The organism is Alteromonas sp. PRIM-21, assembly GCF_027563165.1.
Classification (GTDB): domain Bacteria; phylum Pseudomonadota; class Gammaproteobacteria; order Enterobacterales; family Alteromonadaceae; genus Alteromonas; species Alteromonas macleodii_A.
In genome coordinates, this window is sequence record NZ_JADOEK010000018.1 from 24,706 (window position 1) to 46,485 (window position 21,780).

Here is a 21,780-nt window from a genome sequence, read left to right on the forward strand (position 1 = left end):
TGGCTAAGTCGATTAAGACTTAGTCAATTGACACCGCTTTAATGAAGTTTGTCGCCCAAATCTTGTGTCTTTAAGCAAGCTCTAGTATAAGAAGCTATCCGCCTTACGGACGACTATCAAAGAGCCTATCCTATAAGTGCTCTACAATAACAACCATAAGCAATATGGAATTAAAATATAATTATGAAACCATCTAACGATACTAGCTTTTTCGGCCATCCAGGGGGCCTAAGAACGCTATTCTTTACAGAAATGTGGGAGCGCATGAGTTACTACGGTATGCGCGCGCTACTTGTTCTTTTCATGACAGCAAGCTTACAAACTCAAGGCTTAGGCTTTACTGTTGCAACGGCTGGCGCTATCTATGGCCTGTATACTGGTGCGGTATACTTTTTAGGTTTGCCTGGAGGTTGGCTAGCTGACCGCTTAATCGGTGGTAAAAGCGCTGTATGGTACGGCGGCATTATCATTTTCGCAGGTCACGTAGTACTTGCTATAGACTTACAAAACTTATTTTTCGTGGGTCTTATTCTTGTTGCTTCCGGCACAGGCTTACTTAAACCCAATATTTCAGCCATGGTTGGTCAACAGTATGGTGAGGATGATGGCCGTCGTGACAGTGGCTATGCGCTGTATTACATGGGTATTAACATTGGTTCTCTTATCGCCTACCTAGTCACTGGTTATTTACAGGAAAATTGGGGCTGGCACTATGCATTCGGTGCAGCTGCTATTGGTATGGCTATTGGTCTAATTCAATATTACTTCAGCAACCGATCATTATCGGCTGACTCTGTGGCGCCAGCAAATCCTTATCAAGGTGCGGCCAAACAGCGTGCATGGATGTGCGTATGGGCAGTAGTAGCACTAGCTGTTGTGGTCATAGTTCTTGCGCACATGGGCACCATCGTTATTGAGCCTGTTGCCCTTGCTCAGCAAGTTGCCGTTGCTTTTACGGTCATCTTCTTCCTTTACTTCGGCTTTATTTATTTTAAAGGCCAACTAAGCGACAACGAGAAGAAGCGCATGTGGGCGCTGTTCTTAGTGTGTGTTGCTTCAGCGTGTTTCTGGTCTGGCTTCGAACAGGCTGGTTCTTCACTGAACCTATTCGCTCAGAACTATACTGACCGTGTACTTGAAAGCGGATCGCTGCTTACATCTTGGTTTGGGATGGACGCTATCCCAACGGTATGGTTCCAGCTTTCAAACTCGCTATTCATTATAATTTTGTCGCCTTTCTTCGCCGCCCTTTGGATTAACCTTGCTAAGCGAATGATAGACCCGTCGTACACCATTAAGTGTGCTATTGGTATCGTTATTATGGCATCGGGCTTCTTGGTAATGTTTATGGCGTCACAATACGCTGCACAAGGCCTTAAAGTTGCACCTATGTGGCTTGTTACAACCTACTTCTTGCATACGGTTGGTGAGCTTTGCCTAAGCCCAGTTGCACTAAGCGCCGTAAGTAAGCTTTCGCCTAAGCGTTTTGCAGGGCAAATGATGGGGGTGTTTGTACTAACCTACTCTATCGGTAACATTATTGCTGGCCTGCTTTCTGGTAACTTTGATCCAGAGAAGGTTGAGCAAATGCCTGACTTGTATCTTCAAATTGCCCTATTCAGTATAGCTATTGCTATCGTGATTGGTTTAATGAGCTTTAAGTCTCGTTTCTGGGAAAAAGCAGGTATTGAAGAAAAAGCGTAATTTATTGTTAGCATGTTTTAAGTGTTGACCAATTACCCTACAATAACCGCCGCAACGTAACGTTCCGGCGGTTTTTTATTTAAGGTTTCGAAATAAAGGCTTAGAGCAAACCTATGAAGTTTTATTTTTCTACAAGAGACATTCCTGCTTTAAAAGGTCTTCCTTTAACAGAGCGCGTTAAGTTGCTCGACAAGGCAGCAAAACGGCTTACTGTTCCAGAAAAGACCTTACTGAATGTTCTAAAGCTACTCGTTATCGTGCCTGTGTTTGCTCTTATTCTTCAAACCGCATCAAATTGGACCTCGTTACTCTGGGCTTTTGTGGTATTTTTAGTTTATCCATTGGTTATAAAACCTATTCAATATTCCATATGCGCTAAATACATTGCGCAACCGTCTAGCAAGGAGAATGCATGAAGACCATCCTAGTCACTGGTGGTGCCGGCTATATAGGTAGCCACACAGTTCTACAGTTACTTGAACAAAACTACGGCGTTGTCGTACTCGACAACCTAGCCAATTCAAGTGCTGAGTCGTTGCGTCGCGTGGAAACACTGACGGGCAAGTCGGTGACATTTGTTCAAGGCGATATTCGCGACACTGCTGTGTTAGATGACATCTTCAGCGAGCATAATATTTTTGCCGTTATTCACTTTGCGGGCTTAAAAGCCGTTGGCGAATCTGTACAAAAGCCCCTTTCATACTACGAAAACAACGTGTACGGTACACTTACGCTATGTAAAGCCATGCAGAAGCACAATGTGAAAAATATTGTGTTTAGCTCCTCTGCTACGGTTTACGGCGACCCAGCATCGCTTCCGCTTCGAGAAGATATGGCTACAGGCCAACCGACAAATCCTTACGGTATGTCTAAGCTGATGGTTGAACATATGCTCAGCGATCTTTATGTATCAGATAGCGATTGGAACATAGTGTTGCTTCGCTACTTCAACCCAGTTGGCGCACACGAGTCTGGCCAAATCGGTGAAGATCCGAACGGCATTCCAAACAACTTAATGCCTTATATCTCTCAGGTAGCCACCGGTAAGCTAGAGCAGCTAAGCGTGTTCGGTGACGACTACGATACCGTTGATGGCACAGGCGTTCGCGACTATATCCACGTTGTCGATCTTGCAAACGGTCACTTAAAGGCACTTGATCGCTTGAACCTCAATATGGGCTTGGACAAATACAACCTGGGTACTGGCCAGGGCTATTCAGTCATCGAAATGATCAAAGCATTTGAAAAAGGTTCGGGTAAAACCGTACCTTATAAGATTGCACCCCGTAGAAGCGGTGACGTAGCTGCCTGTTATGCCGACCCAACTAAAGCTGCCACAGAACTTAACTGGCATGCAGAAAAAGGCTTAGAAGACATGTGCGCAGACACATGGAACTGGCAGTCGCAAAACCCGATGGGCTATCCAAAGGACTAGTTTGCCGTTTGAACGCTGCCAGTAGGCTTGTTCACATACCAAGAATAAAAAAGCCATGCTGTTGCATGGCTTTTTTGTTTGAGCATATATAGCTTGGGTGACGTTGAAGTAAAGGTGGAGGTTGGGGTTGAGATTAGATAATAATAAATAACCCCTTCCCCCGAACTTTATCCGACTTCGTTCAATTTATTGCTCTATTCTCTATTTATCGTCTTTCGATTTTGCGTCTTTTTCTTTTAGCTTAGTCTTCTCAGTGGCATTAACCGGCGTATCTTCTTTCTCTGTAGACTCTTCGACAGCTTCTTCTGACGCTTCTTCATAGCTATCAAAGTCGCTGCCTTCCAACATAGCTTCGAAATCCGCAAAGTCATCAAGCTGCTCATCATCTATCGCTTTATCACCGCTTTTACCATCAGTAACGCGGAATTCTAGATTCTCAAAATAAGCATTCTTTACGAAAGCATAATCGTCAACTGATTGCTCAAGCTGTGCTTCTTGATCAAGTAATTGCGCTCTTGTTTCAAGTACTGAAATACCAATACGCGCTAAGTTTACCGAGCCTTCGAGCAAAGACATAGGAAAAGCAAAACCGTCAACATAGTCACCGGTAAAGCTTCGCGGGTCGCTTGGACCTAAAAATGGCAACATTAAGAAAGGACCCGTATCTAACCCCCACACGGCCAGTGTTTCACCAAACTGCTCACGTTTGCGCTCAATGCCAATTTTAGACGCAACATCAAAGGTGCCGACTAGCCCTACCGTAGTATTTATTAAAAAGCGTGCTAGGCTGTCTAAACCATCATCCACCTTGCCTTGAAACATATTATTTAAAAAGTTTGCTGGCTCTTGTAGGTTATCCGTAATGTTCACTAAGCCAGTTCGTGCAGGCTGAGGCATAACGGTTACGTAGGTAACTGTGATAGGGCGCAAAATATATGCATCCAATACATCCCAGTTGAAGTCCCAAATCTCGCGGTTAACCGGTTCAAGCGGATCTCGTGGGTCTGATGTATCTACTACAGCAGTATTTGACTTAGCCTCCTGCGATTGAGACTGCGCATCATTGGTCGCACAGCCTCCTAGAAAACCTGCGGCAATAATCAACCCGGTCGCGAGTGATTTAGACAAGTCCATACTTATAATTCCTTATCAATAATAATGCTTAGTGAAGATAGCTGATTGGCAGTAACGCTTGCGTTTACACTTCCCTGCCATTCTCCCTCAGCTACCGCCACATTGCCATCTTCCGATAGCCTTGCGGTAACCACTACATCAGAAAGCGCAGCAAGTGTAAATTGTGGCATCATAGCGTTTTCGGTAGATAATGTTACAGAAACCGGAAAGTCATCAATTGGCAACTTAACCACTGCAGCAGGCATTCTATTATCTGAGTTGGCATCTTGAGCAAACACAATTAAAAAGCCTTCTTTAGGCGCGCTTGCTTCAGCGTTATCGGACAAATTAACGGTGATGCTAAAGCCTGTAAGGGCTTGCTCGTTATCGCCTTGTATATCCGTCTCATCCGTAGGTTCTGCATCCGAGCGTAGTAACGCTACCATTTCGGTGGTATTTCCCTCAAGCTCTTTTATACGCGCAACTAAACGCTGGGCCATATCGCTATCTGCTGGCAGTTTACCTTCAACTTGCTGATAAAAACGGCGAGTAGTATTAAGATCACCAAGTTGAGCCGACACCACTGCCATCATAAGCGCGAGATTATCATTCTCAGGGTTATCATTAAGCAAGCCTAATAAGATAGATTGCGCACGTTCCAAGTTGTTTACATCACCCGTGGTCATTAAAGCCTGAGCAAGTGTAATACGGTTAGCTGAATTAGAAGGTGCTAAGCTCACGGCTTTATCAATAGCTTCAATAGCCTGCACTTCTTGGCCAACACTCAGCATTAATCTGCCAAAATACATCCAGCCTGTATCGTCTTCGGGGTCTTCTCGCAAACGCTGGCGTATAGCTAAGGCAAGGCTTGCGATATCTTGCTGAGTTAAATTGTTCGCGTTACCGCTGGCAAGTTGCTGACTTAGCTCGGGTAGCGCTTCAATAGACTGCTGGGCTTTCGCAACACGTTCCATCTGGTTAACTTGCGAATACACAATTGCTCCACATAACACAGCAAGTAGACCACCTATTGCCAGTGGCAATTTAGCGTTACCGGTTTTGTTTTGGTGAAATGCACTTTCATCCACTAGCGCCAATTTAAGTTCATCAACCGCCTGACGCTTGTCGTGCTCACTAATAAGCCCTTCTTGCACCTCGCGGTCAAGTTCGGCAAGGCGCTGCTTAACAATTTGCGTATTGCTCAAACTGTCTTGTTTGGCGTGATTTTTATTGCGAAGCCATGGAAAAGCGACAATTAAAAGAACAAGCGTGATTAAGCCTGAAACAATAATATAAAACTCAGACCAACTCATTCTTTCTCTTGCTCCAACATCTCGTCTGCTTTGGCTAGCTTAGCGGCCATATCTTCAGGTGGCGTTACCGATTTCCGGCGAATTACAACCAACAAGGCAATGAATATAAACAATACGGGGCCAGCCCACAGCCACATTGTCGCAGCCGTAACAGGCGGTTGATAATGCACAAAGTCGCCATAGCGCGACTTCATGAATTCAATGACTTCCTGCTCTGTTTTGCCCTGTTTGAGTAAGGTGTATACTTTTCGGCGCATGTCGTGGGCAATCATGGCGTCGCTATCTGCAATATTCTGGTTTTGACACATTGGGCAACGCAGTTCAGCGGTAAGTCTCAAAAAGCTCTCACGTTGCGCTGAAGTATCGAAGGTAAATTTGTCTTCAGCGGCGTGTACCGAGAAAGCGCCAACTATCAGCAAAAGGGCAAAAAACCTAGTCACTAGCGTTTTAAAAACGGAAAAGTTGATAGTTATATCGTGAGCAACATGTACATCTGTATCAACCTTATAGGCTTCACAAGGTATATGGGTAGCATTGCTAGCTAACATTCTCACTCACCTCCTTGAACACTTTGGGCGTCACTCATTACAGCGTCGACGTCCACTTTCCTATCTTCACCTACTTTGCCAGACGCTTCGGCAACTAGCTTATTGTAAAGCGGACCAACTTTTGAATTCCACACGCGCTCATTAATATCGCCTATGTGATGCATACGTATAATGCCTTCAGCATCAATCACAAAGTGCTCTGGTGCACCAGTAACGCCAAGGTCAAGGGAGGTATCGCGATAAACATCGAAGATATTGTACGCGTAGGGGTTGCCATAGCGGCTGAGCATGTCGGTGACTTCTTGCTGAACGCGACTGAGTGTTTTTGTGCCAAAGTCCGGGTCTAAATCCTGGTCGAAATACAACCCCACAATGTGAACATTCTGCTCATTCTTAAGCTGAGTAAGATACGGCATTTCGACAGCGCAAGTCACACACCATACACCCCATACATTCAAGATAGTCACCTTTCCTTTTAAATCTTCTGGGGTATAGGTTATATCTGGCTGCATAAGATCTGGCAGTGAGAAAGCAGGTAATGTTTTATCTTGAACTTGAGAGTCTAGCTCTCTAGGGTCAGAAAAAAGCCCCTTGAATAAGAAAATAACCAGCAAAGAAAACAGCACCAATGGAATGGCAACAAGTGGAGCTTTTTTCATTATGCGTCTCCTTTCACTGAAGAATTTGAAACAACGGATGCTTGCTCATTGCCTGTCGATGAGTTCGCATCATTACTGCCACCAAATACTCGCTTTATCTTTTTCACCTTAGCCATACGGTAACGCTTGTCGCTAATGGAAAAAATGCCGCCTATCGCCATTACTACCGCACCCGCCCATAGCCAGATAACAAACGGTTTAATGTAAATACGAATAGCCCAAGCACCGTTATCTAACGGCTCCCCCATAGCAATAAATAAATCTCGTGCTAGGTTTGAATGGATAGCCGCTTCTGTCATTGGCATGCGTTGAACAATATATAAACGTTTCTCAGGCTCTAAATGCGCTATTAATTCGCCGTTTTTATACACGTCGAATACGCCCTTGTCCGCTTCAAAGTTCGGGCCTTGTACTTTACGTACGTCTTTGAAGTTAAAATCATAACCACCTAAAGAAACGGTATCGCCAATGTCCATGCGAACATCCCGCTCCATTTCGTAGTTTGAAACAAGGGTAATACCGATGATGCAAATAGCAAAGCCAACATGGCCCAACACCATGCCCCAGTGGCTTGGCGTAAGTTTGCGAAGTTTAGATAGTACCGATGCATTATCAGAGCTACTTGAAGGCATAGCGGATAAACGCTGCATGACTTCTTGCACTGTGGTGACGAGGATCCAAAACACCAACACCATTCCTAGTACACCCATATAAGTTGGTTCGTCGTAGGCAAAGTTCACTAGTACACCTGCACTTAGCGCAATTCCACCTGCAACCAACAGTTGTTTTTGCAGTTCGCTGGCTTTTTGCTGCTTCCAACGCGTTAGCGGACCAAGCCCTAGCATCAATACAAAGGGCACAATCAACAAGGTGAACATTTGGTTAAAGAACGGAGCGCCTACGGAAATACTGCCTAAGCCTAACTCTTTGTGAACAAGAGGCAGTAGCGTACCGAGAAGAACAACTAATGTTGCTGCACACAGAAAGACATTGTTGCCCATTAACAGCACTTCACGAGAAAAGGCTTGGTAGCGTCCAGGACTTTTAAGCGAAGCCGCACGCATGGCATAAAGCAGCAATCCAAAACCGCTAAGTACAATCAATATGCCTAAGATGAACAAGCCTCGAGTAGGATCGCTTGCAAAAGAGTGCACCGAAACGATGACCCCGGAACGTACTAAAAAGGTACCTAATAAACTCAAACTAAATGCGGCAATTGCAAGCAGCACTGTCCATGATTTAAACGCCTTTCGCTTTTCGGTCACTGCCAGCGAGTGCATCAGGGCCGTACCTACCAACCAAGGCATAAACGAGGCATTTTCTACTGGGTCCCAGAACCACCAGCCGCCCCAGCCAAGTTCGTAATACGCCCACCAGCTACCTAGAGCAATGCCCACTGTGAGAAACGCCCAGGCAGAGATAACCCAAGGCCTTGACCAACGCGCCCAGGTTGAATCTAACTGACCAGAAATAAGCGCCGAGATAGCAAACGCGAAAGCGACAGAAAAGCCTACATAGCCCATATAAAGCATAGGCGGGTGAATGATCATACCAAAATCTTGTAGCAGCGGATTAAGATCGCGCCCGTCTACAGGGAAAAACGGCAGCATGCTGTTAAAAGGGTTTGAGGTAAGCAGCATAAATAAATAAAAACCAATGCCAACCATGCCTAATACCGACAGCACTCTAGCGACCATAGCAAGTGGAATACCCTTGCTGAATATCGCCACAGCTACTGTCCAGATTGAAAGCATCAATACCCAAAGTAGGAATGAACCTTCATGACCGCCCCATACAGCGGTAATTTTATAATAGATAGGAAGCCGGCTATTTGAATGCTGCGCAACGTAAGCGACGCTGAAATCATCGGTAACGAACGCATAGGTCAAGCACACATAGGCAATGAGTGTAAACGTAAATAAGCCAATGGCTAACGGCTTGGCAGTAGCCATTAACGTTTCATGCTGACGATGCGCACCCCATAAAGGATAAACCGCTAATAAAATAGACAATACCAACGCTAGCGTTAGCGCTATATTTCCAATCTCAGGCACCATAAATCATTTGCCTCCAGTGCCGTTAGACGACTCGTAGGAAGGCATATTTTCAGGTTTAACGTGCTTAATGCCCTTCATTTTTTCAGCTAGCTCAGGCGGCATGTATTCTTCGTCGTGTTTAGCGAGGACTTCCTGCGCTTTGATATTCTTCTCGCCGGTAAGTATCCCGGTTGCCACAATGCCCTGACCTTCGCGAAACAAATCAGGCAAGATGCCTGTATAAGTCACGGTAACCGTTGGACCAGTATCGATTAGGTCGAAGCTCACAGCCAAACTCTCTTGATCACGTTTCACACTGCCAGGTACCACCATACCGCCTATACGAAGACGCTGGCCAACCTGTGGTTTTTGTCCATTTTTGCCTTCAATAATTTCGCTGGGCGTATAAAAAAGGTCAATACTGTCGTTTAGAGCGTAAAGCATCAATCCAATTGCACTTACTACTAAAAAACCGATAATTCCTACTACGGTCAATCGCTGCTTTCGTCTCGGGTTCATGCAACTCTCACTTCGAAAAAACTAATAAACGATAAAAACGCAAATAAATGCCAAGTTAACTTCTAACGTTAAACTAAACGCTGTCTTGCTGTTGCTGTCGCGCTTTTTTAATGCGCGCTTTGCGTTCTTTTTCCACCACCACCTGCTTTAAAAGGCTGCGATGTTTAATAAAACTTTGTACGGCGACAATAGCCATTGCCACAAAAGTAACGCCAAACGACAGCCATACGTAAAACGCATAGCCCCCCATAGCTAAAAAATCGGCAAAGGACTCAAACTGCATCTTAATTGCCCTCTTTTCCAAATGTACTAGCCGTATCGCTTTGCTGCTTTGATATTGCTTTCATTGCAAGCGCTTGTACCCAAGGCCTGTGCATTTCTCGTAATACAATTTCGTTGCGTAGACGCACTGTGGTTAACGCACCAATAAAGAAAGCAAAACCCAGTAAGTTAATTAACAGCGGCCACAACATTTCAGGCGCAATCGAAGGGTTGTCAAATTTACTGATTGTTGCGCCTTGATGTAACGTGTTCCACCACTCTACTGAGTAATGAATAATGGGGATATTAACAACACCAACAAGAGCCATTACGCCTGCGGCTTTACCTGCCTGCTGTTTGTCTTCAAATGCACCGTAAAGGGCTATAACCCCCATGTACAAGAAAAGTAGAATAAGCTCTGATGTCAGGCGCGCATCCCATACCCACCAAGCACCCCACATAGGTTTACCCCAAGCCGCCCCTGTGAACAAAGCGATAAAGGTCATTACTGCGCCAATGGGAGCCATGGCAATCATGCTCATATAAGCAGTACGCCACTGCCAAACCATACCAACCAGGGCTGCAATTGCCATAGCAACATAAGTTCCCATAGACAAAATGGCGCTAGGTACGTGAATGTAGATAATACGAAACGAATCACCTTGCTGATAATCTTGGGGCGCAAAGGCAAGCCCCCATACAGTGCCTATGCTCAAACACACTAAAGCACCAACCCAAAACCAAGGCTGTAAAGTTAGACAAAGCTGGTAAGCACGCTCTGTTTTTGCGTAGGGATGTAACCACTTCCACATTAGTTTTGACTCACTTTTAAAGAATACGCGATGGCAAACGGTGCCAATGCCGCAGCCAATAAAAGCATGGCGGCAATAATAGCAAGTTGCGCATGATAAGGTAATTGCAGTGCGGCAGAATCCACAGCCGACGTGGCAAATATCAGTAAAGGAATAAAGACAGGGATAAGTAACAGTGCTAAAAGTACCCCGCCTTTTTGCAATCCAACGGTTAGCCCTACCGCAATGGCACCAATTAAAGAAAGTAGCGGCGTACCCAGCAGCAAAGTTAAAACAAGCGCGATATACATATCCACTGTTAAATTCAAAAACATTGCTAATAACGGGGAAAGCAAAAATAAGGGCACGAAACTAACCAGCCAATGTACGGTCACTTTCACCGCGCTTACCGCTGGCAACGCCATGCCAGAAAGTATGTACTGCTCTAACGAACCGTCTTGAAAGTCATCGCGAAACAGCCTTTCCATCGCCATGAGAGAGGACAGTATAGCGGCAATCCAAATTACCCCTGGCCCAATGCGCTGAAGGGTATCGGGAGACGGACTAACGCCTAACGGAAACAAAGTCACTACCATGGTTAAAAACATTAGTGGCTGCACCAACTCTGCTTTTTGCTTGAACGCAATCTGTATGTCGCGTTTGAAAATTCCTCGGTAAAGTGACATTAGAAGCGGTACTCCAAATCGAATACGCGGTGTTCACCTGCCGTCTTTGACAAAGGTTGGTGTGAAGTGGTGATAATGAGACCGCCGCTGCTAACGTGCTCTTTCATACTAGTTTCAAGCATATGAACCCCTTTCACATCTAGCGCTGTAAACGGTTCATCTAATATCCAAACCTTTGACGGCTTTAGCCACAGTCTTGATAGCGCAACACGACGTTGTTGCCCTGCCGATAAATACCTTACCGGCACGTCTTCAAGACCAACTAACCCCACTTTTTCTAAAACGTCATATAGTGTATTAACTGGTACCGATACCTTGTGCTGGGCTAACCAGAACGACAGGTTGTCTAATGCCGAAAGGCTACCATTAGTGCCGCTTTTGTGACCTAGATAAAGGAGATCATGGTAATAGCCTGACTTGTCCTTAGATACGTCTTTTCCTTGATAAAAAACGGTACCTAAATCAGGTGAGCTCAGCCCTGTGAGAATGCGAAGCAAGCTGGTTTTCCCCGCGCCATTCGGTCCACGCAAATACAACAATTCACCAGCACTAACGGCAAGTGAAAGCCCCTCAAAAAGGGTTCTGTCTCGTTTGCTGCATGTTAACCCGCGCGCCTCTAACACTGCCTAGCTACTCCAACGTTCAGAAGAGGTTGTAAAAAATGGCGCTAGTCTACCACATGAACGCTTTTTCGCAGTCGCGAATTCCAATTAAATATGATTTACTTCAACGACAAAGGCATTTTCACTTAGGTTATCTTGCCTTTGATGGGAAGTTTTTCTTTTTCCTATTGGTGGCCCTGCGTAAATTAGAAACAGCCCTAAATAGCTTTGCTATACTTTAATTAGTAAGGAAAAGCGCCACCGTGCCGATATTACAATCATGACAACACCATTATCATCACTATTGGCAGCCGCTTCGAATCCATCTTCTGGCTCGGCTTCAGCACCCTTATCACAAACAGGAAGTGTAAACGCTGCGGCTCAGGGGCAAAAAGGAAGTACGTCTCCCGCTATTACTAATGCCACATTGTCTCAGGCAGCCGCGTTAGATAATGCGGCAAAAGTAATCGTTGAACGCTTGCCCGAACGCGTATTAGCGATAAGCGCCCCGGTAAATAATAGTCCATCAAGTAGCGCTGCTTCAGCTTCACAAACACTAGGTATTGTTTTACCCGCCGAGGCAGATGCAAAACTGCCAAAGCAAGCAATTAACAATGCTCAGCTTGCTCTTGTGCCTCAAAGTACTCTATCTGACCAATCCGGTGCTCAGCGTGCGGTATTGCTTTTTACACGTTCCTCGCAACAAAACGCCGTATTAACGCCCTCTGATAAAGCGGATTTGTTCAAAGCCGTGGCAAAGGCGCTCGCTGCAAATAATGCTGCCGTAACCCTTAAAGGTGAACTCGCTATTTCAACAAAAAGCGAGAGCTTCGGGCAGCTTCAGATTAACAACTCCAAAAGCGACGTCCTGCCGCTTAACGACATAAGCACTGAAAAGCTCGATAATGCTGCTAAAACCGCACTTCAAAAGCTGCTTGGACAGCAAGTTGTCTTAAGGCTAAGTAGGGAAAGTAATGGCCATATCACACTTCAGATTTCTCAGGAGATCTCAAAAGCAGGCAATGATCCAAGAGTTAACGCCGGTAATCTCGCCACCATTACACACAAAAATATAAGTGCTAATTTACAACAGCAGGTTATTGCAAGTTCGATTAGACAAGGTGGCATCGCTATTGAGCACAATTCCAATAACCCTCCAAGTCTTACTGCTGTTATAAAAAGTTCAGGCACCAAACCCGACGTATTAAAAGCTGTATCTGCACTAACCTTGACTGATAGCAAGCTTTCAATACGTACAGTGCAACAAAGTCCAGTGGTACAAATAAACTTGCCTCAGAGCAGCTCATCTTCCTTAGCCATTCCTTCTTTAAAGGCAGAACAGGTAAACAAACTCGATTTATCACAACTTCCAAAAGTAACCGCAAAAGGGATCGATACCGTTTTAGATAAGGGTGCTGGAAGTATCCCATCTACTGTTGCGCACTTTGATAAAGAAGCCCCCACATCACTTAAAGGCTCGGATGTGCACAGGGCGATCACCGCCCTTTCTCGAGTCTTACTAAGCCAGACGGGCAATACAAACCAAGCGTTAAGCCAGCTTCTCACTATTGTTGAAAATGGAAAATTATCGCAAGATGCCGGTTCGACCAAAGCGCCTGAAGTGCAGCATATTAATAAGATATTACAGCAGCTAAAAGGCCTTGATGCGCTTAACGCCAAACCTTCTCAAGCCAGAGCGGTTAATGGGGACTTTATCGGGCCTCCCAAGCCTACTATTGAGCAATTAACGTTGGCGGCAAATGCGTTAAAGCAGTCGAAGACCAATGGGTTTGAAGAAACGGGGGGAATACAAGGAAAGGATAGTGGAAGTAAATCACCCTCTGTAACACAGGTATCACTTGCCTCCCTAGCTCAGTCTTTAAGCACACAAGCAAAAGGGTTATCAAATAGTTTACTGAGTAGTATTGCTCAACAGTTGGCAGCTATACAAAGTAAGGGGGCAGAAGCCCCCCCTATTATTTCAGACACCGATAAGCCTCTTGCTAGCGTAAAAGCAAGCGAAAGCTTCGTGGGAGAGAGCGTAAATACTGCCAACGACGTTAATAGCGGGCCTAAAAAGCTCGCACTAGACATGAACGACCAAGGATTATCTCAACGCTTGCAGCAGCTTATCTCAACACAAGCCTTGGTGACTACTCCGATTAATTTAACTTCGCCTGTAAGTTCATCAAGCTTCGTTCAAGGCATGGTTGCGTTAGTTCAGTTGGCGCTAGCAGGCCGAGCCATGCAAAGACAGCCTAGTTTAAAAACCCAAATAGATGCACCCGATTCTATCGTTTCAAAGACGCTATCGAATATGGGAGTGACCACGCAGCCAAGTCGTGTTAGCCAAGACATGAACCAGTTAGACGGGCGCCAGCAGTTGCTTTCTCAACTCAAAACCTTGCTAAGCAGTCATCAGCAAAGCAAAGTAGCGAATGTCGATTCCCGTATTCAAGGACAAGATAGTTTCTATTACGTTTTACCGTCGCTTTCACAACATCACAGTCCGCCCGAGCTCTTGATAAGTCGAGACCAAAGCGGGCAGAAACATAAACACGCACAAATAGGCCAGCGCTCGCTTTGGAATATCACGATGAAACTAGACATTGGAGATAGCGGGCAAGTATTGGCGAAGTCAAAGATTGATAAAGACACGATTAACTTAGACTTATATGCATCGAACGATGAAGTGCTCAGGCGTATTGGCGACACACTACCCTACCTGCATAAACGCCTTTCCTCTCTCGGACTCGTGGTTGAAAACACAAGTTACCAGCGAGGACATATCCCTGAAACGTTAAACACACGCCCTCATCAAATATTTGAAACTAGGGTTTAGGTGGAAGGAGTATGACTGATTCTCAAAAGACAAAACGCGCTATTGGCCTAAAATACGATGGCGGCGACAAGAAAAATGCGCCGAAGGTAGTATCTAAGGGATATGGAGACTTAGCTGAGGCAATAATCGCCATGGCTGAAGAAACGGGGATACTTATTCATGAAGACCCGTATCTAAGTGAAGTTCTCACCACATTAGATGTAGGGCAAGACATACCCGAGTCACTTTATTACGTCATCGCTGAACTTCTTGCTTACTCGTATGTTTTGCAGGGGAAAATCCCCCCTGGGTGGGAAGGTATTATCAAACGAGTGGATTTTGAAGTGTGAAAGAGCCCGCTTTAAGCGAGCTCCTTTGCGATTCATTCAATACTTTCCAGACTATCTGAACAGCACTTTTTCTTTGTTGAACCAATGGATACAAAAGAAAATAAGACCTGCTGCAATGACTGCTGTAGACGTAAATATGCCAAATAGCGCAAAGTAGTCCATGGTGCCTTTGAACAATTCTTTCATAGCAAGGGCAACGTTAGTTAGTGGTACCCAAACCCAGCCACCTTTAAGCTCTACTCCCGGCATCATCGCAATGATTACGGGGAAGATAACCACCATAATTAGTGACCCCATATAGCTTTGCGCTTCTTTAAAAGAGCGGGCATAAATAGAAAGCGATAACAATACCGCCGCAAATACTGCGACCACTGGCACTAACATCAAGAAAATCAGTAGGAAATCTACAAGACCTATCATTGACATGATCTCAACGACGAATTCAACAGCCATGCCTTGGGATAACACTAGCCCCCATATGGCCATGGAAGACACCGTTATTAGCGCAGTAACAATGCCTGCGGTGGCTACCGTAAAGAACTTACCCAATACCAATTTGTGACGATCCATTGGCGATATAAGCAGGGTTTCTAAAGTACCACGTTCTTTTTCACCTGCGCCCAAGTCTGAGGCTGGCGCCATTGCACCTTGTAGGCACAAGATGAATATAAAGTAAGGCAGCATACCGCCTAAACGTTCACCCCACACTTCGCGATCATCCGCCACATTTTGCTTTTCTATTTTGATTGGCTTTAGTAAAGCCTCTTGCTGAGTTTCATCAAGGTTTAGCTGTGCAAACGCGCTTTGCTGAAACGCGTCTGTATATTCATCAATAATATCGGAAACACGCCCCATAACTTTGTTAAGGCCTGCATCGTTTAAATAAAGCTGAATCTTATGTTGCCCTGAACTTAATACATCACTATCGAAACTCTCTGGTATAACCAACACAAAGTCCAACGTTTCGTTTTTAATGAGTTTGGCATAGTCGGTCTCATCGCCAATCGAAACTGGCTCAAATTTATCAGAGGCATCGTTAAAAGACTGCACAATTTGCGGTGCATAGGCTTCGCCAACAATCGCGTATTTCAATACCGCGTTCTCTGCTTTGTCCGCCGCTGAACTCATAAAAAAGAATGCGACACCAAAGATGGCAGGGAATAATAAAAGTGGTAAACCAATCATAAATATGATGGTTTTCTTATCCCGTAATAGCTCTTTGAACTCCTTTTTAAAGATTAACCACATTGCTCATCTCCTCAGAATCCATTGAAAGTGTTTTTAGGAAGCTCTTATGCATTTGCCCAGCCTCTGCACCATTACCAGAAAGTGCACTAAAGGCGGCAAGCGAATCGTTAAATACTGTTTCTCCTTGATTAATGACTGTTACTTTGTCACAAAGAGCTTGTACTTCGTCGAGGTGGTGGGTAGAGAAAATTACCGGTGTACCTTTATCCTTAAGACGTTGGATAAATTCCATTACGGTACTAGTCGCCATAATATCAAGGCCAGTTGTAGGCTCATCGAGAACCACCAACTCTGGCTCGTGAATAACCGCACGGGCAATCGACACTTTTTGTTTCATGCCTGATGAAAAATTCTCCGCTCTTCTATCAAGGAAGGTTTGCATATCGAGCAAGTCAGCTAACTCTTCAATACGTGCATTAATCACATTTTTTGAAATGCCGTGTAGCTCACCGAAGTAGCTAATATTTTCACGCCCACTTAAACGGCCGTATAGACCCGTTGAACTGGAAAGAAAACCAATCTTTTTTCGCGCAATGTTTGGGTTAGAAAGTACGTCTTCGCCACCTATGAGCACTTTACCGCTGTCAGGTTTAAGCGCTGTTGAAAGCATACGCAATGTAGTGGTTTTACCTGCGCCGTTAGGCCCTAGCAGTCCCAGAACCTGACCTTTTTCGCAAGTAAAAGACACATCCCTTACTGACTGAAAATAACGCCCTTTTAAACGCGGGTCCTTCTTCTCTTGTTCGCTAAGCTTTTTCGGGTTTTCCACCGTAAAGCGTTTAGCGAGACCTGATATTTCAATCATTCCCTTTTCCCTCTTGATGTAAGCTGTTCTCAATATTAATCGTTGTTCAAGGCATTATTTGCTGTAACCGCAAATTTTCCTTATTTATATTCTGAAAAGTTGAACCTTGGAAATACACCATAATCCAACCTTTCTTTGTAGTCTTCGCTTATCGTACTTTATTACAGCATTCCCTGTTTTTATTTTTTGTACAAGTTTCAACCGGATATTAAGTGTTAGTAAATATTTCTTAATATACCCTGCGTAGCAAAGGCATAAAAAAACCCACCTTTCGGTGGGTTTTTAAGATACTTGTAAAACCTATCTTATTCAGGAAGTACGTCGTCTTCGCCCTGTGGCAAGGCTTCTTCAGCCTGCATGGTTTTAGAGAGCAATAACTCTTGACGGATCTTGGTTTCGATCTCATTAGCGGTTTCAGGGTGTTCCTTAAGATACTTCATTACGTTCGCTTTACCTTGACCAATGCGATCGCCTTTGTAGCTGTACCAAGCGCCGGCTTTATCAACAAGCTTCTGCTTAACACCAAGGTCGATAAGCTCCGCCTCTTTACTAATACCTTCACCGTAGCGGATCATAAACTCGGCTTGCTTAAACGGAGGCGCGACTTTGTTCTTCACTACTTTCACGCGGGTTTCGTTACCTACTACCTCGTCGCCTTCTTTAACTGCACCGATACGGCGGATGTCTAAACGAACAGAAGAGTAAAACTTAAGCGCGTTACCACCAGTAGTGGTTTCTGGGTTACCAAACATTACACCAATCTTCATACGAATTTGGTTGATGAAGATACATAGCGTATTAGAGCGTTTAATGTTAGCCGTAAGCTTACGCAACGCTTGTGACATTAGACGGGCCTGAAGACCAACGTGAGAATCACCCATGTCACCTTCAATTTCCGCTTTAGGTGTAAGCGCTGCTACCGAGTCAACGATAACAACGTCTACTGCACCTGAACGTACTAGCATGTCGCAAATTTCTAGCGCTTGCTCACCAGTATCAGGCTGAGATACCAATAGTTCATCGATGTTTACGCCAAGCTTTTCAGCGTAAACTGGGTCTAGAGCGTGCTCAGCATCTACGAACGCACAGGTTTTACCCTTCTTCTGCGCTTCAGCAATAACTTGAAGTGTTAGCGTGGTTTTACCTGATGATTCAGGACCGTAAATTTCTACTACACGTCCACAAGGTAAGCCACCTATACCTAGAGCGATATCAATGGTTAGTGAGCCAGTAGAAATCGCTTCAATATCCATGGCTTGGTTGTCGCCTAAGCGCATAATAGCGCCTTTACCAAACTGCTTTTCAATTTGGCCAACTGCGGCGGTTAAAGCTTTTGATTTGTTATCGTCCACGTATGTATCCTCTAGGATTTGCGGTTAAATTCTTTCTTGGTGCTTTCCATGTATTGTATGAAATTACCAAATAATGAACACATTCTATACTGTACAAGCATACAGTTTCAACCAGTGTTTTTAAATTTCGCTCAACATTTTAACCAAGTGCGTTATAGCAAAGGTAATAGCATGCTCTCGCACTTCGTTTCTATCACCACTAAACACTTTTTTAACTTGTTCTTCTTTCTGATCACATAAAAAGCCAAACCACACCGTGCCTACTGGCTTTTCTTCGCTGCCACCGCCAGGCCCAGCGATGCCGCTTACGGTCACAACTAACTGCGCACCGCTATTGCGTCGCACGCCTTCTGCCATTTCTTTTACCGTTTGCTTCGACACTGCACCATGATCTTTAAGCGTCTGCTCGGTAACGCCTAATATGTTCTGCTTCGCATCATTTGAGTAGGTCACCCAAGATTGATTAAACCAGTCAGAGCTTCCCGACACGCTGGTGAAAGCAAAAGCAATCCCCCCACCTGTACAGGATTCTGCACTAGATACACTCCAACCTTTTTCTCTAAGTGCATCTCCTAGTGCCTGAACTTGCGCAGATAATGCGCTATCAAGCTTTAAAGGGCTGGCGTTTGCCGTCGAATCAGTTGAAAATGTTGTGCTCATTTGGATATACCTAGTTACACCTGTTGTGCTTTATCAGATCTTCGCTTGATCTTAGTGAGCGTGAGTTTATCATTTATTCCCCTCAACAGGCATTAAACCCAGCAACAAATTCGCAGAGGCATTTTTTTGGAATCACATACTCCTATGATGCGCCAGTACCTGACTATTAAGGCGCAGCATCCGAATATTTTACTGTTTTATCGCATGGGCGACTTTTATGAGTTGTTTTACGACGATGCCAAAAAAGCTGCGGAATTACTGGATATATCGCTAACAGCAAGAGGGAAATCTGGCGGCGAGCCTATCCCTATGGCGGGTGTGCCCTATCATGCGGTGGAGAGCTACCTCTCGCGCTTAGTCAAGATGGGCGAGTCGGTTGCCATTTGTGAACAGGTTGGCGACCCTGCCACCAGTAAAGGCCCTGTTGAACGCGCAGTGCAGCGCATTGTTACTCCCGGTACAGTGACCGATGAAGCGCTACTAGAAGAACGTCGCGACAATATTCTTGCGGCAGTGTGCGGTCATAGTATGCATTATGGTTTGGCGACATTAGATGTCACCAGTGGCAGGTTCGTTATCTTTGAAAGCGATAGTGATGAAGGCCTATTGGCGGAGATTCAGCGCATTAACCCAGCAGAACTTCTTTACCCTGAAGGGTTTGAAAGTTTGGCATTGGTTGAAAATCGTAAAGGGCTTAGACGCCGCCCTGAATGGGAATTTGACATCGATACCGCCACCGAACAACTAAATGCTCAGTTTGAAACCAAAACGTTAGACGGCTTTGGTGTAAAAGGTATAACAAAAGGTCTAGGCGCAGCCGGCTGTGTTTTGCAGTATGTAAAAGATACTCAGCGCACGGCGTTGCCGCATATTCGACGCATTCAAACCGAGCAGCAAGACAGCCGTGTACAGCTTGATGCTGCCACGCGTAGAAATTTAGAGCTTACTCACAATTTATCGGGTGGGCAGGAAAATACACTATTCAGCGTGATGGATACCACAACCACCGCCATGGGTAGTCGTATGCTACAGCGCGTTATTCATTCGCCTTTAACAGACCAGCATGAACTTCACAGCCGCTTAGATGCTGTTGAAACTTTCATTAACGACGACCCTGAGGATATTCGACTAGCGCTAAAACACATCGGTGATATAGAACGTATTATGGCTCGCTTAGCCCTTCGCTCTGCGCGCCCTCGTGACTTTGCTCGCCTAAAAAATGCATTTAATGCACTGCCTGATTTACAAGATGCCTTAGCTAGGTTCGATACAGGGCAAGTCAGAAGTATCAGCGAAACCATTGGCACTTACCCAGAGCTTCAAGCCTTATTAAACGATGCCATTATTGATAATCCGCCAGTAGTAATACGGGATGGCGGCGTCATTGCCGAGGGCTACAACGCAGAGCTTGACGAACTGCGCAAGCTATCACAAGGCGCTACTGACTACCTAGATGCTATGGAGCAACGAGAGCGCGAGCGCACCGGCATTTCCACGTTGAAAGTGGGCTATAATAAGGTCCACGGTTTCTTTATTGAGATTAGCCGTGCAAACAGTGCGTTAGCGCCTGCTGAATATATTCGCAGACAAACCCTTAAAAACACTGAGCGCTACATAACGCCAGAACTTAAAGAGCACGAAGATAAAGTATTAAGTAGCCAAGGCGCTGCACTTGCCCTTGAAAAGCAACTTTATGAAGCACTGTTCGACAATTTTGCACCATACCTAAACAGGTTAATTGAAACGGCTTCTGCGCTTGCTAAGCTTGATGTACTGTGCTGTTTTGCTGAACGTGCCGTGTCACTTGATTGGTATCGCCCAAACCTAAGCCAAGAATGCGTACTTACCTATGACGCTGGTCGCCATCCTGTGGTTGAAAACGTGATGAAAGACCCTTTCATTGCTAACCCACTTCAGCTAGATACCGAACGCCGCATGTTAATCATTACCGGTCCTAACATGGGCGGTAAATCAACTTACATGCGACAAACCGCGCTGATTGCGTTACTAGCCTGTATTGGTAGCTTTGTACCTGCTGAAAATGCCCATATAGGAAAGCTTGACCGGATATTTACGCGTATTGGAGCATCTGATGATTTAGCCTCAGGTCGTTCAACCTTTATGGTCGAGATGACAGAAACGGCGAACATACTAAACAACGCGACAGAAAACTCGTTAGTATTAATGGATGAAATAGGACGCGGCACCAGTACCTATGATGGTTTATCACTGGCTTGGGCCTGTGCAAGTTACTTAGCAAAGCAGCTTAATGCTTATACCCTTTTTGCTACCCATTATTTCGAACTTACTGAGCTTCCTGAAACACAAAGTGGCGTGGTAAACGTGCACTTAGACGCGATGGAGTTTGAAGATACCATACGCTTCATGCATACCGTATCAGAAGGCGCGGCGAGTAAAAGCTTCGGTTTACAGGTTGCGCAACTTGCAGGTGTACCTAAAGCGGTAATAAAAGCGGCCCAACAAAAGCTTGCCGTATTAGAGTCGTCACACCTCATGACCAGTGACGAGGCGGAAGCTGCTGGTAAATCAACTGAGTCACAGCGTACTCGTAAAGACCTAAATAAAACAAGCGCCTCAGGCAAAGCCAAGACAAACTCAAAAGGCCAAGCGGAAATGCTATTTCCAGATAAACCACACCCCGTGGTAGAGACACTTGAAAACTTATCGCCCGATGAGCTATCACCGCGCCAAGCGCTAGACCTTATTTACACACTTAAGCGTCTAAGCCAGTCTTAAACCAAGCTTAAGCGCGTATAAATTGCGCATCATGTGGGCAAATTGATTGTCTGCCCACATGATTTTGCGTATACTATCGCCCCGTCCAAAGTGTAGCTGGTTTTGTTCTAAACTCAGCCT

At 45.1% G+C, this 21,780-nt stretch carries 20 protein-coding genes; 6 read left to right on the top strand and 14 right to left on the bottom strand.

The window, feature by feature from the left end; translation table 11 throughout:
- Positions 1-183 precede the first annotated feature (183 nt).
- The 3 genes from IW644_RS18455 (at position 184) to galE (ending at position 3,139) form a co-directional block, all read left to right on the top strand.
- Positions 184-1,704: a peptide MFS transporter gene (locus tag IW644_RS18455; RefSeq protein ID WP_269918830.1), complete on the top strand. Its 1,521-nt coding sequence runs from the start codon at positions 184-186 to the stop codon at positions 1,702-1,704.
- 113 nt (positions 1,705-1,817) lie between these two features.
- Positions 1,818-2,120: a DUF6170 family protein gene (locus IW644_RS18460; RefSeq protein WP_179982573.1), complete on the top strand. Its 303-nt coding sequence runs from the start codon at positions 1,818-1,820 to the stop codon at positions 2,118-2,120.
- Positions 2,117-3,139, top strand: a complete 1,023-nt coding sequence (gene galE, locus IW644_RS18465) for a UDP-glucose 4-epimerase GalE (protein WP_198814628.1) — start codon at positions 2,117-2,119, stop codon at positions 3,137-3,139. Before IW644_RS18460 ends, galE begins: the two co-directional genes overlap by 4 nt.
- A 201-nt stretch (positions 3,140-3,340) precedes the next feature.
- Here galE and IW644_RS18470 read toward each other — a convergent pair whose 3' ends face one another.
- The 10 genes from IW644_RS18470 to ccmA all read right to left on the bottom strand — a co-directional run bounded on the left by IW644_RS18470 (position 3,341) and on the right by ccmA (position 11,688).
- Positions 3,341-4,273 carry an MlaA family lipoprotein gene (locus IW644_RS18470; protein WP_269918831.1) on the bottom strand — a complete coding sequence of 311 codons (933 nt, stop codon included), beginning with the start codon at positions 4,271-4,273 and terminating at the stop codon, positions 3,341-3,343.
- Between the two features lie 2 nt (positions 4,274-4,275).
- Positions 4,276-5,565: a c-type cytochrome biogenesis protein CcmI gene (gene ccmI / locus IW644_RS18475; RefSeq protein WP_269918832.1), complete on the bottom strand. Its 1,290-nt coding sequence runs from the start codon at positions 5,563-5,565 to the stop codon at positions 4,276-4,278.
- Positions 5,562-6,119, bottom strand: a complete 558-nt coding sequence (locus tag IW644_RS18480) for a cytochrome c-type biogenesis protein (protein ID WP_442864468.1) — start codon at positions 6,117-6,119, stop codon at positions 5,562-5,564. Before IW644_RS18480 ends, ccmI begins: the two co-directional genes overlap by 4 nt.
- Positions 6,116-6,772, bottom strand: coding sequence for a redoxin family protein (locus IW644_RS18485; RefSeq protein ID WP_269918833.1), 657 nt, complete (start codon positions 6,770-6,772; stop codon positions 6,116-6,118). The genes IW644_RS18480 and IW644_RS18485 overlap by 4 nt, the downstream gene beginning before the upstream one ends.
- Positions 6,772-8,829: a heme lyase CcmF/NrfE family subunit gene (locus IW644_RS18490; protein WP_269918834.1), complete on the bottom strand. Its 2,058-nt coding sequence runs from the start codon at positions 8,827-8,829 to the stop codon at positions 6,772-6,774. Before IW644_RS18490 ends, IW644_RS18485 begins: the two co-directional genes overlap by 1 nt.
- A gap of 3 nt (positions 8,830-8,832) precedes the next feature.
- The gene (ccmE, locus tag IW644_RS18495) at positions 8,833-9,327 is read right to left on the bottom strand and encodes a cytochrome c maturation protein CcmE (protein ID WP_269918835.1); all 495 of its coding nucleotides are present in this window, start codon (positions 9,325-9,327) and stop codon (positions 8,833-8,835) included.
- 73 nt (positions 9,328-9,400) lie between these two features.
- The gene (ccmD, locus tag IW644_RS18500; RefSeq protein WP_269918836.1) at positions 9,401-9,610 is read right to left on the bottom strand and encodes a heme exporter protein CcmD; all 210 of its coding nucleotides are present in this window, start codon (positions 9,608-9,610) and stop codon (positions 9,401-9,403) included.
- Between the two features lies 1 nt (position 9,611).
- Positions 9,612-10,400: a heme ABC transporter permease gene (locus IW644_RS18505; RefSeq protein WP_269918837.1), complete on the bottom strand. Its 789-nt coding sequence runs from the start codon at positions 10,398-10,400 to the stop codon at positions 9,612-9,614.
- Positions 10,400-11,065: a heme exporter protein CcmB gene (gene ccmB / locus IW644_RS18510; protein WP_179982563.1), complete on the bottom strand. Its 666-nt coding sequence runs from the start codon at positions 11,063-11,065 to the stop codon at positions 10,400-10,402. Before ccmB ends, IW644_RS18505 begins: the two co-directional genes overlap by 1 nt.
- The gene (ccmA, locus tag IW644_RS18515; protein WP_269918838.1) at positions 11,065-11,688 is read right to left on the bottom strand and encodes a cytochrome c biogenesis heme-transporting ATPase CcmA; all 624 of its coding nucleotides are present in this window, start codon (positions 11,686-11,688) and stop codon (positions 11,065-11,067) included. Before ccmA ends, ccmB begins: the two co-directional genes overlap by 1 nt.
- 259 nt (positions 11,689-11,947) lie before the next feature.
- Here ccmA and IW644_RS18520 point away from each other — a divergent pair, with 259 nt between their 5' ends.
- Together IW644_RS18520 and IW644_RS18525 are read left to right on the top strand one after the other, a co-directional pair.
- Entirely contained in the window at positions 11,948-14,509 is a 2,562-nt protein-coding gene (locus IW644_RS18520) for a flagellar hook-length control protein FliK (RefSeq protein WP_269918839.1), read from the top strand.
- 11 nt (positions 14,510-14,520) lie between these two features.
- On the top strand, positions 14,521-14,838 hold the full coding sequence (locus IW644_RS18525) for an EscU/YscU/HrcU family type III secretion system export apparatus switch protein (protein ID WP_025254245.1): 318 nt from the start codon (positions 14,521-14,523) through the stop codon (positions 14,836-14,838).
- A 51-nt stretch (positions 14,839-14,889) separates the two neighbouring features.
- On the opposite strand, the gene IW644_RS18530 is transcribed toward IW644_RS18525, so the two are convergent.
- The 4 genes from IW644_RS18530 to IW644_RS18545 form a co-directional block, all read right to left on the bottom strand.
- Positions 14,890-16,086: an ABC transporter permease gene (locus tag IW644_RS18530; RefSeq protein WP_269918840.1), complete on the bottom strand. Its 1,197-nt coding sequence runs from the start codon at positions 16,084-16,086 to the stop codon at positions 14,890-14,892.
- On the bottom strand, positions 16,070-16,891 hold the full coding sequence (locus tag IW644_RS18535; protein WP_269918841.1) for an ATP-binding cassette domain-containing protein: 822 nt from the start codon (positions 16,889-16,891) through the stop codon (positions 16,070-16,072). Before IW644_RS18535 ends, IW644_RS18530 begins: the two co-directional genes overlap by 17 nt.
- A 305-nt stretch (positions 16,892-17,196) precedes the next feature.
- The gene (recA, locus tag IW644_RS18540) at positions 17,197-18,243 is read right to left on the bottom strand and encodes a recombinase RecA (RefSeq protein ID WP_179982559.1); all 1,047 of its coding nucleotides are present in this window, start codon (positions 18,241-18,243) and stop codon (positions 17,197-17,199) included.
- A 120-nt stretch (positions 18,244-18,363) separates the two neighbouring features.
- On the bottom strand, positions 18,364-18,903 hold the full coding sequence (locus tag IW644_RS18545; protein ID WP_269918842.1) for a CinA family protein: 540 nt from the start codon (positions 18,901-18,903) through the stop codon (positions 18,364-18,366).
- 144 nt (positions 18,904-19,047) lie between these two features.
- Here IW644_RS18545 and mutS point away from each other — a divergent pair, with 144 nt between their 5' ends.
- Positions 19,048-21,660 (top strand): DNA mismatch repair protein MutS, encoded by a 2,613-nt coding sequence (gene mutS, locus IW644_RS18550; protein WP_269918852.1) that lies wholly within the window; start codon positions 19,048-19,050, stop codon positions 21,658-21,660.
- Positions 21,661-21,780 lie beyond the last annotated feature (120 nt).

Bases quoted from the DNA above. Each gene is read 5' to 3' on its own strand.
- IW644_RS18520 (WP_269918839.1), top strand. From the start codon at position 11,948: ATGACAACACCATTATCATCACTATTGGCAGCCGCTTCGAATCCATCT.
- IW644_RS18490 (WP_269918834.1), bottom strand. From the start codon at position 8,829: ATGGTGCCTGAGATTGGAAATATAGCGCTAACGCTAGCGTTGGTATTG.
- ccmB (WP_179982563.1), bottom strand. From the start codon at position 11,065: ATGTCACTTTACCGAGGAATTTTCAAACGCGACATACAGATTGCGTTC.
- IW644_RS18530 (WP_269918840.1), bottom strand. From the start codon at position 16,086: ATGTGGTTAATCTTTAAAAAGGAGTTCAAAGAGCTATTACGGGATAAG.
- galE (WP_198814628.1), top strand. From the start codon at position 2,117: ATGAAGACCATCCTAGTCACTGGTGGTGCCGGCTATATAGGTAGCCAC.
- IW644_RS18545 (WP_269918842.1), bottom strand. From the start codon at position 18,903: ATGAGCACAACATTTTCAACTGATTCGACGGCAAACGCCAGCCCTTTA.
- IW644_RS18460 (WP_179982573.1), top strand. From the start codon at position 1,818: ATGAAGTTTTATTTTTCTACAAGAGACATTCCTGCTTTAAAAGGTCTT.
- ccmD (WP_269918836.1), bottom strand. From the start codon at position 9,610: ATGCAGTTTGAGTCCTTTGCCGATTTTTTAGCTATGGGGGGCTATGCG.
- IW644_RS18470 (WP_269918831.1), bottom strand. From the start codon at position 4,273: ATGGACTTGTCTAAATCACTCGCGACCGGGTTGATTATTGCCGCAGGT.
- IW644_RS18525 (WP_025254245.1), top strand. From the start codon at position 14,521: ATGACTGATTCTCAAAAGACAAAACGCGCTATTGGCCTAAAATACGAT.
- IW644_RS18535 (WP_269918841.1), bottom strand. From the start codon at position 16,891: ATGATTGAAATATCAGGTCTCGCTAAACGCTTTACGGTGGAAAACCCG.
- ccmI (WP_269918832.1), bottom strand. From the start codon at position 5,565: ATGAGTTGGTCTGAGTTTTATATTATTGTTTCAGGCTTAATCACGCTT.
- mutS (WP_269918852.1), top strand. From the start codon at position 19,048: ATGATGCGCCAGTACCTGACTATTAAGGCGCAGCATCCGAATATTTTA.
- IW644_RS18505 (WP_269918837.1), bottom strand. From the start codon at position 10,400: ATGTGGAAGTGGTTACATCCCTACGCAAAAACAGAGCGTGCTTACCAG.
- ccmE (WP_269918835.1), bottom strand. From the start codon at position 9,327: ATGAACCCGAGACGAAAGCAGCGATTGACCGTAGTAGGAATTATCGGT.
- IW644_RS18455 (WP_269918830.1), top strand. From the start codon at position 184: ATGAAACCATCTAACGATACTAGCTTTTTCGGCCATCCAGGGGGCCTA.
- IW644_RS18485 (WP_269918833.1), bottom strand. From the start codon at position 6,772: ATGAAAAAAGCTCCACTTGTTGCCATTCCATTGGTGCTGTTTTCTTTG.